The 8,900-nt window shown below is 71.5% G+C and carries 7 protein-coding genes and 2 pseudogenes; 5 read left to right on the top strand and 4 right to left on the bottom strand.

Going from position 1 to position 8,900, the window contains the following annotated elements:
* Positions 1-8: 8 nt before the first annotated feature.
* The 3 genes from ACIBUY_RS23975 (at position 9) to ACIBUY_RS23965 (ending at position 2,422) form a co-directional block, all read left to right on the top strand.
* Positions 9-632, top strand: coding sequence for a 2OG-Fe(II) oxygenase (locus ACIBUY_RS23975; protein ID WP_365565617.1), 624 nt, complete (start codon positions 9-11; stop codon positions 630-632).
* Complete coding sequence (locus ACIBUY_RS23970) at positions 629-1,918, top strand: MFS transporter (RefSeq protein WP_399153621.1); 1,290 nt, start codon at positions 629-631, stop codon at positions 1,916-1,918. The genes ACIBUY_RS23975 and ACIBUY_RS23970 overlap by 4 nt, the downstream gene beginning before the upstream one ends.
* A 63-nt stretch (positions 1,919-1,981) precedes the next feature.
* Positions 1,982-2,422, top strand: a complete 441-nt coding sequence (locus tag ACIBUY_RS23965) for a nitroreductase family deazaflavin-dependent oxidoreductase (RefSeq protein WP_365565771.1) — start codon at positions 1,982-1,984, stop codon at positions 2,420-2,422.
* A 69-nt stretch (positions 2,423-2,491) separates the two neighbouring features.
* Here ACIBUY_RS23965 and ACIBUY_RS23960 read toward each other — a convergent pair whose 3' ends face one another.
* Positions 2,492-3,778 carry a phosphatase PAP2 family protein gene (locus ACIBUY_RS23960; protein ID WP_399153620.1) on the bottom strand — a complete coding sequence of 429 codons (1,287 nt, stop codon included), beginning with the start codon at positions 3,776-3,778 and terminating at the stop codon, positions 2,492-2,494.
* Positions 3,779-4,187: 409 nt separating this feature from the next.
* On the opposite strand from ACIBUY_RS23960, the gene ACIBUY_RS23955 reads away from it, so the two are divergent.
* Positions 4,188-5,408, top strand: a complete 1,221-nt coding sequence (locus tag ACIBUY_RS23955) for an acetylhydrolase (protein ID WP_365565610.1) — start codon at positions 4,188-4,190, stop codon at positions 5,406-5,408.
* Positions 5,409-5,478: 70 nt separating this feature from the next.
* Here the strand turns inward: ACIBUY_RS23955 and ACIBUY_RS23950 are convergent, their stop codons facing one another.
* Both ACIBUY_RS23950 and ACIBUY_RS23945 read right to left on the bottom strand, forming a co-directional pair.
* A complete protein-coding gene (locus tag ACIBUY_RS23950) occupies positions 5,479-6,147 on the bottom strand; it encodes a hypothetical protein (RefSeq protein WP_399153619.1) in 669 nt (222 codons plus the stop codon).
* A gap of 137 nt (positions 6,148-6,284) precedes the next feature.
* Positions 6,285-6,860, bottom strand: a pseudogene (locus ACIBUY_RS23945) (polysaccharide lyase family 7 protein).
* A gap of 560 nt (positions 6,861-7,420) precedes the next feature.
* Between ACIBUY_RS23945 and ACIBUY_RS23940 the strand changes: the two are divergent.
* A pseudogene (locus tag ACIBUY_RS23940) lies at positions 7,421-7,771 on the top strand (transglycosylase family protein); the annotation flags it as partial.
* 317 nt (positions 7,772-8,088) lie between these two features.
* Here the strand turns inward: ACIBUY_RS23940 and ACIBUY_RS23935 are convergent.
* On the bottom strand, positions 8,089-8,826 hold the full coding sequence (locus ACIBUY_RS23935; RefSeq protein ID WP_399153618.1) for an alpha/beta fold hydrolase: 738 nt from the start codon (positions 8,824-8,826) through the stop codon (positions 8,089-8,091).
* Positions 8,827-8,900 lie beyond the last annotated feature (74 nt).

Raw genomic sequence — 8,900 nt, 5'->3', positions numbered from 1 at the left:
GAGCCCGTATGCCCACCGAAGTCCAGCACCCCACCCTCGTCGACGCGCTCGCCGACGCCCACCTGCGGACCCGGCCCTGGCCGCACGCCTGGCTGGACCAGGCACTGGTCCCCGCGCTGGCCGGAGAACTCGCCCGGTCCTTCGACGACGCCTCCCTGACCCCCTGCGAACAGCGCGAGGGCGACAAGACGTACCGCATGGCCACCCGCCCCGTCGACACCGATGCCCCGGACACCTGGCCCGGCGGACCGTGGCCCGAACTGATCCGCACCCTGGCCTCGCCCGCCTACCGCGCACAGATCGCCCGCCTGACCGGAGTCCCCCTGGACACCGCGCGCCTCTCGCTGAACCTGTGGGAGTACGCCGGCGGCGACTGGCTGTCCCCCCATGTCGACAAGCCCGAGAAGCTCGTCACGCAGATCTTCTACCTGAGCGACGGCTGGACCCCGGCCGACGGCGGACAACTGCTCGTCCTCGACGGCCCCGACGTCACGCACACCGTCGCCGCCCACACGCCGCTGCTCGGCACGAGCGCCGTCCTCGTCAGGTCGGACGACTCCTGGCACGCGGTCCGGAGCCCGGCGTCCACGGCCCCCGGCCGACGCTCCCTGACCGCCACCTTCCTGCGGTGACCGCCGTGGAGGACCCCCGGCGGGGCACCGCCACGGACACGGCCGCACGGCCCGGTCCGCCGCGGGGCGACTTCACCCTGCTGTGGTGCAGCGAGACGATCTCCCTCCTCGGCACCCAGATCACCCTGGTCGCGCTGCCCCTGACAGCGGTGCTGACCCTGCACGCGTCCGGCCCGCAGATGGGTCTGATCAACGCCGCCGGATGGCTCCCGATCGTGGTGCTCGGCCTCGTCGCGGGCGCCTGGTCCGACCGCCACGACCAGCGCCGCACCATGCTGGTCTGCCACGTGTGCCGGGCCCTACTCGTCGGGGCGATCCCACTGCTGTCCGCCGCCGACATGCTCACGGTCCCCGCACTGCTCCTGCTGGCCTTCGCCATCGGCTGCTTCAGCGTCTTCTTCGACGTCGCCTATCAGACGCTGGTCCCGTTCACCGTCGCGCAGGAAGGCCTCGCGCGGGCCAACAGCCGCCTGGAGATGAGCCGTTCGTTCGCCCAACTGCTGGGACCGACGTGCGCGGGCTTCCTGGTGGTGCAGTTCTCCCCGGCAGGCGCCCTCACCCTCGACGCCGCCTCCTACGCCGTCTCGGCGGCCTGCGTCCTTGGCATCGCGGCCCGACGCGCCCCACGCGCGGCTGCTGCGCACCCCGGCGGCCGCTCCACCGCACGGGGGCTCCGCGGCGACCTGGCCGAGGGACTGCGCTTCATACGCAAGCACCGCCAGGTCCAACTGGTGATCCTGGCCGGGGCCACCTCCAACCTGTTCACCGCGGGCCTGATGGCCCTGCAAGTGCTCTACGCCACACGGGAGTTGGGCCTGTCACCGCGCACGATCGGCGTCTGCCTCGCCGCGGAGGGGGTCGCGGCCCTGATCGGATCGGCGCTGGTGGCCCGCATGATCGGCCGCGGGGGAGAACCCCGGACCGTCCTCATCGGCCTGGCGCTGCTCACCGGCGGCGGCGTCGTCCTGGCCGCCACCACCCGCGACTGGTCCTGGATCGGCTTCGCCGCAGCCCAGTTCGCCTTCGGCTTCAGCTCGCCCCTGATCAACGTGTCCCTGGTGACCCTGCGCCAGCGCCTCACCCCGGAACACATCCTGGGCCGCGTCAACGCGGCGGCCCGCGTCGGCATCATGTCGAGCCTCCCGCTGGGCTCGCTCCTCGCGGGCCTGGCGGCGGGCGCCCTGGGCAACCAGGGAGCGTTGTGGACGTGCGCGCTCGGACTCACCGCGGTCCTCGTGACAACGGCCCTGCCGCTGCTGCGCGTACAGACCGCGCACGACGGATGAATCCGCGCGGCGTCTGTGGTGGACTGCGCCCCACACAGCCGTACGCGACGATGGGTGACCGCGATGCCGCTTGAGGGCGAGTACGAGCCGAGTCCGGCGCAGTGGGTGCGCGAACAGGTCGAGTTGTACGAGAGCTCGGACGGCACGCGAGGGGGGACGCTGTGGGACACGGGCCTGCCCGTGGTCATCCTCACGACGCGCGGCGCGAAGAGCGGCAGGATCCGCAAGATCCCGCTGATGCGCGTGGAGCACGAAGGGCGGTACGCGGCGGTGGCCTCGAAGGGCGGCTTCCCGCGACACCCGGTCTGGTACTTCAACGTCAGGGCCGACCCGCACGTGGAGCTCCAGGACGGGCCCGTGCGTCAGGACATGACGGCCCGTGAGGTCACCGGGGACGAGAAGGCCCAGTGGTGGGAGCGCGCGGTCGCCGCGTATCCGCCGTACGCCGAGTACCAGGAGAAGACCGACCGCGTGATCCCCGTCTTCGTACTGGAACCCAGCTGACGGGCACCGGCGCGAGGTCGCGGCCGGCCGAGCAGGCAGGGCCGGCCGCCCTCCGCGCGTTCCTCGACCTCAGGCCGGTTCGGGTTGTGGCTCCGCACGCCGGGGCAGGCCCACTTCCTTCGCGGGCGCGGTCGTCAGCTCCCACAGGCGGGTGGTCCGTACGTAGAAGTAGATCACCGAGGCCATCGCCAGGAGCATCAGTGGTCCGAACGCCCAGGGCAGGGCGGCCATGCGTCCCGGCAGATAGCGGTACGCGAGCAGGAGGGCGGTGAAGACGGCCGTCCCGTAGCAGACGAGGAGGGTCGCCGACCGGTCCCAGCCACGGGCGACGGCGCGCATGGACGCCTCGATCGTGAGGGCGAAGACCACACCGGCGACGAGGTCCGCGCCGTAGTGGTATCCGAAGCCCAGCGTCGCGGTGAGGGTGGCGGCCAGCCAGAACGCGCCCAGCCAGCGCATGGGCCGTGAGCCCTTGCGGGAGTGGACGAAGAGCGTGACCGCCCACGCCGTGTGCAGGCTGGGCATGCAGTTGCGGGGCGTGAGCTGGTCGAACGGCACCGCTCGGGTACTGATGGGCGGCACCGTGTCCGGCCATACGTTGGCCAGCGCCCACTGCCCGCCCTCGGCTCCGTAGGCGAACACCGGTCCGACCACCGGGAAGAGCATGTAGAAGACCGGCCCGACCAGCCCGATGGCCAGGAAGGTGCGCACGAGGTGGTGGGCCGGGAAGCGCCGCTCGGCCGCCACGTTGCGCAGTTGGTAGAGCCCGATGAGCGCGGCACCGAGCGGCAGTTGGGAGTAGATCAGGTGGAGTACGTGCCAGCTGACGGGCGAGGTGGCCTCGACGGCCCTGCCGACCAGCCACGACGGGTTTCCCAGGGCGTGATCGGCGGTGGCGACGTACGCATCGAGCACCTCCGGCCGGGTCATCCACGTGATCAGCAGCCAGGTGTCACCGGCCTTGTGGCCGATCAGCAGCAGCAGTCCGAGGCCGGCGCCCTTGAGGAGCAGGACGCGTTCCTCGCCGGTCCGGCGCGCGACGGCGAAGACCGCACACCCCACCACCACCCACAGCGCGCCGTTGCCGAAGCTCAACTCGGCGCCTGCCGCCCACCGCACCAGCAGGACGAGCACATCGATGCCGAGGGCGACGCCGAGCGCGACCAGCCGCTGCCGCCAGGTGAGCACCACCATGGTCAACGCCAGTCCGGCGTACAGCAACGGCCCCGATCGGGGCGCGAATATCAGCTCCCGCGCTTGAGCGGTGACCGGTCCCACTTCGCCGTAGTGCCGCGCCTGGATCTCCAGCGCGACGAGGAAGGCGAGCGTGAGCGCACCTGCCGCTGCCCACAACATCGGCCCTCGCCGATGCCGACCGGTCAACGTGAGGAGCCTGCCCGAGGGTATTCGTGGTGGTGTGGTGTTCAAGTGTCCGACTCATTGGATGAATTAGGCCAACCAGTCACTTTTGCCCTGGTCGGTATGGTTTTCCGGTGAAGAACGAGTGATCGGGGTGTCCATCACAAGTTCGGGCATGATAGCGACCCGTGGAGATTCCCGACAGGTGCATCGGCTGAGACGCGGCTGGCAGGGCGAAGGGCGCCGGAATGCATCGGCCCGGGGGCGTAGGTCTGCGGGCTGGTGCTCGCGGGCCTGATGAGCCGGTGGACCGATGCTGCGGGGGAGGGGTGCGTGACAGCGTCGAGCTGTGCCCACGGACTGGCCGTTGCGGCACGGCTGACGAACCGTCACCCCGGGAGGGCCCATGACCACCGCGTCGTTCATCACCCACAAGGGCATGACGCGCCGCCGCATGTTGGGAACCGCGCTGGCCGCGGGCGTGGCCGCGCCGATCGCCGCAGGTGCGGACCCCGCGTGGGCGGGCCCGGCAGCGGCCGGGCCCACGGCCGAGCGCCTCACGCTGCCCGCGCCGACCGGTCCGCACCCGGTGGGCACGGTCCAGCTGCACCTCGTCGACCGGTCGCGTCCGGACGCTCTCGCGGGCGCCGGGCACTTCCGTGAGCTGATGGCCACCGTCTGGTACCCCGCCAGGGACGTCGACCGGTACCCGGTGGCGCCCTGGATGCCGGCCGGTGCACTTCAGGCGTTCCTCGACGACGCGGGATTCGGTGATCTCGCCCCACTGGCGCCGCTCACCGCCGGCCACGTCGGCGCTCCGGTACGGCGTACGGGCGGGCGCCTGCCCGTCGTCGTGTTCTCGCACGGCGCGCACAGCCACCAGGGCGACCACACCGTCGTGGTCCAGGAACTCGCCAGCCACGGCTACGCGGTGGTGACGGTGGCCCACCAGTACGACAGCTACACCGTTTTCCCCGACGGCCGCATCGCCGTGCCCCTCCGCGATCCGCAGGCGCCGACACTGCCCGGGGACTTCGCCGCCGACCTGCGTTTCGTTCTCGGCTGCGTCGAGCAACTGGCCGCCGGGTGCAATCCGGACGCCGACCGCAGAGAGCTGCCCGCCGGGCTGCTCGGCTGCCTCGACCCGCGGCGCATCGGCGCGTTCGGCTGGTCGAAGGGCGGGACGGCCACCGCCTGCGCCGCGCTCGCCGACGAACGCATCCGGGCCGGGCTGAGCCTCGACGGCCCGATGCAGATGAACCCGCCGCTGGCCGGCCGCCTGGACCGGCCGTTCATGATGGTGTCCGCCGAGTTCACCCGCGCCACGGATCCCGAGGCCGACGCCTTCTGGTCCCGCCTGCGGGGCTGGCGGCGCAACATTCGGGCCGAGGGCGCCGTCCACGTCTCGTACGGCGACAACGAGGCACTGTTCCCACAGGTGGCGAAGGTGTACGGATGGAGCGCGCAACAGCTCCAGGACGTGATCGGCACCCTCGACCCCGACCAGGCGGTGCGGATCCAGCAGGCCTACCCGCTCGCGTTCTTCGACGAGCACCTGCGCCACCACCACAGCCGCCTGCTCGACGGACCGTCCCCAGCCTTCCCGGCCGTGACGTTCCTGCCCTGAGCACGAGGGGCTCGTACCACCGGCAGCACTCTCCCCGGCCGCCCGACGCACACGTGTCTCGCTGGACACGTCAACGGGCCCCGGGGGAGGCCTGGGCGTCGATGAACCGGCTCAACCACCCTGCCGCAGCGGCCTGGTACGCGGCACGGTCCGATCGCGCCGTGTCGTGCGTCTCGACCCGGGACACGTCCTCGACCAGGGCGGCAACATCGGAGTTGCTGAGGTCCCGGCACGCCCTGATCCGGTCGACCGCGGTCCGCGCCAGGTCGCCGTGCTCGTCCCGCCGCCGCCACCCGGCGACCTTGGCGCTCGCGTGGGCGGCCCGGGCCGCGCCGGCCGGTCCGGGAGGGCCCCAGCGCTGCTCGGCCTCCTCCGCGTCGGCCATCCGGCGGCAGGCCCGCCACGCGGGCCCGTGCAGGAGCGCGGCGCGGATCTGGAGTCGGCAGGCGAGCAGCACCTGATGCGCGAGTTCGCCCATGGCCTGCGGCCCCTCGCGGTGCACGGCGGCCAAGGCCTGGTGCAGCGCGTCCTCGGCGTCGGCGAGTTGCTCGGGGACCTCGCGTTCGTATGCGGTGTCGACGGCGCGCCAGCAGGAGCGGGTCGCTGCCACGAACCGGTCGTACGCGACACCGCGACGCTCCCGCAGCCCGCTCGCGCCGTCCCCATGGAGAGTGAGGTTCTCGATCACGTTGGCCTGGACGACGGGACCGTCCACGTCGAAGGCCTGATTGTGGACCACCGGCCCCCTATGAGGTTCGCTCCTCATACGCCCACCCTCGCTGTTTCGCCCAGCGCCGTGTCATCACCGTGTGCCGAGCGTATCGAGTGCGGCGCGGAGCCCCGGCTGCCAAGTGCGGCCGGGGCTCGGGCAGTTGGTCAGCCGCTGTGTGCGACGGTGAGGCCGTAGAAGGCGACCCGGGCGCCGTTCGTCGTGCTGTCGGACGAGGACTGGTTGTAGGAACCGGCCTTGAAGTACTGCTTGTACGGGTTGAACGACGACGGGATCGAGTAGTGCGTCGTCGTGCCGTTGACCGTCAGGTCGATGGTGTGGCCGCCGGAGGGCGAGTTCTCGGTGCCGAGGGCGATGTCACCGTTGGAGTGGTAGTACAGCTCCAGGAGCGGCTTGGTCGACGAGCCGCCCGAGCCCAGGTGTATCTGGCCCACGCAGACGTTCTTCGTCACCGAGACCACGCGCAGGGTGGCCTTCATGGTGACTACGCCCGCTCCGAGCTCCGCGAGATGAACCGCAGCGGCAGCGCCGCGGACTGGTCACTCAGCGGCACGCAGGGAGTTGGGGGTGGTGACGCCCTTCTCCGGAGCCCAGAAGGTCATGGCTCCGTCGCGGGTGTCCGTGTAGAAGTACGCGTCCTGGTAGCCGTTCGCGCCCTGGAGCCGCGACGAGGGGATGGTGGTCGGGGGTCCTCCTGGCGGGCAACGGGGGGTGGGGTTCACGTACCGCTAGGGTGCGGTTCAAATACGTGAATCAAGTGCCGTTTTGTGAACCGTGCGACCAGAAAGGTACGAACCATGGCGTGAGTGCGTCAATGAGATGGACTCAAGTTCCTGTACGTGAACACTCGCGGCGGGGTCGAGTCCCCTGCGGCGCGTGGACGTGTCCCCATCACCTCGCGGTGTGGCTCGCGCCACCCTGATTCCGCCGTGGTCCTTATCTTCGCAGGTCAGAGGGTATTTCGAGGTGTGCTTCCGCTGGCGCGCGTGAACGGTGTCACGTTCGCGTAAGCGGGGGCAGGACGTCCCACACGCAGGCGTGGAGAGTGGCCGGAGAGCCCACGGGAAGAGCAAGGGCACCAGAGTCGAAGGTCCCGGCTCCCGCACTGTCCGATCCGGGACTTTCGGCCCGGGCGGTCGGCCGGAAGTCCCTTCGAGAAGGCCGCCCGGGTCGCCATGGTGGAGAGGTCGCTCCGGCACTGCCCGGGGCGACAGCCGCGCTCAGGGCCCCGCCCCGACCGCGACCGCCACGTCCCCGAACAAAGGCTTCCTACGTGCTCTCCATGGTTCGCAACGCCGCCCGCTCCACCCGCACCCGTCACTTCGTCGCCGCCACCGCCCTCGCCGGCGTCGCCGGCACCATGGTGATCGCGGGCACGGGCACCGCGTCCGCCGCCCCCCAGGGTGCGTGGGACGCCGTCGCGCAGTGCGAGTCGGGCGGGAACTGGGCGGCGAACACCGGCAACGGTTTCACCGGCGGTCTGCAGTTCACGTCGTCCACCTGGGCCGCGTACGGCGGCACCGCCTACGCCTCCAGCGCCCACCTGGCATCGAAGGGCGAGCAGATCGCCGTCGCCAACAAGGTCCTGGCCAGCCAGGGCAAGGGCGCCTGGCCGCACTGCGGCGTCAACCTCTGATCTCCGAGGTACCCGAACTCTCTCGAGCGGGGTCCGGATCCGTCCCCAGACGGCGTCCGGGCCCCGCTCGCGTGTCTGCGCCCCGGGTTCCGTGTCGGCGGCGCGGTCACTGACGCCGGTCGTCAGGAACGCTCCGACGCCCCGTGACGGTCCGTGCCTCTCGGCGCGCCCGGCCCTGGATTGCTCCCTGGCCGGGAGCGCTTCGGCGGCACCTGGTTCGGCAGATCTCCGGCGTCGTTCGCGCTCACGTGGACGGCCGCTTCCGGCGCGCGTCCGCACGACTCGCACCATGGTGAGAGATCACCACGCCCTGCCTACACGGCGTTCTTGAGCAGGAAGTCCTCGAGCCGTTGCGCGAACCCCGGTGCTGCGGCGACGAAATGACCGGCGCCCGGATGCACGCTGCGCTCGCCGCCGAGCGCCGCCGCGAGTGCGTCGCAGATCCGCTCGTGCGCGGCCGCGTGTCCTCCGGATGCGACGAGCACCGGGATTCCGGCGTCCCGGATTGCGTCGAGCCGTGGGCGTGCCTCGCTGGTCAGCCGGGCGCCGTGCGCCCGTCGGACGCCGGCGATCACCTCCGCGGGGAGCGGGCCGTCACCGATGGGGGCACCCGCAAGACGGAGGAACTCGCGCAACTCGGCCTGGTCCGTGGCCATTCCGTGAGTGAGGACGGCATCGCCGATGCGTTCGAGCCGGGCGACTTCCGGATCGTCGGGGACGAGGTGGTTCAGTGGAGGCTCGATCAGGGTGAGCGAGCGGACGCTGTCCGGTTCGGCAGCGGCCGCGATCAACGTTCCGAGGACACCGTAGGAGTGGGCGACCACGTGCGGGCGGTCGACGAGCAGCGGTGCCAGGTCCCGGGCGTCCACCTCGAAGTCCTGTCCCTGCTGCGGTGGAGGGCTCGGCGGATAGCCACGGCGATGGGCGCGGACCAGCGTCCACCGCTCGGCAAGCGGGGCGAGCGCGCCCCACGTCGTCCGCGGGCCGGCACCGCCGTGCACCAGCAGGACACCCGGCCCGGAGCCGTCGGAAACCGCCACGATCTCGCTCACGCGGCGAGCGTAGTGGCTCGAGGTGACGCACGTTGCCGGAGCGGGACGGACGTAAGCTCGCTCCGATGAACAGG

This window comes from Streptomyces sp. NPDC050085 (assembly GCF_044460595.1).
Classification (GTDB): Bacteria; Actinomycetota; Actinomycetes; order Streptomycetales; family Streptomycetaceae; genus Streptomyces.
The sequence above is the reverse complement of the archived record's forward strand: the minus strand, read 5'-3'. Positions and strand labels throughout refer to the sequence as shown.

Bases quoted from the DNA above. Each gene is read 5' to 3' on its own strand.
- ACIBUY_RS23965 (WP_365565771.1), top strand. From the start codon at position 1,982: ATGCCGCTTGAGGGCGAGTACGAGCCGAGTCCGGCGCAGTGGGTGCGC.
- ACIBUY_RS23955 (WP_365565610.1), top strand. From the start codon at position 4,188: ATGACCACCGCGTCGTTCATCACCCACAAGGGCATGACGCGCCGCCGC.
- ACIBUY_RS23960 (WP_399153620.1), bottom strand. From the start codon at position 3,778: ATGTTGTGGGCAGCGGCAGGTGCGCTCACGCTCGCCTTCCTCGTCGCG.
- ACIBUY_RS23975 (WP_365565617.1), top strand. From the start codon at position 9: ATGCCCACCGAAGTCCAGCACCCCACCCTCGTCGACGCGCTCGCCGAC.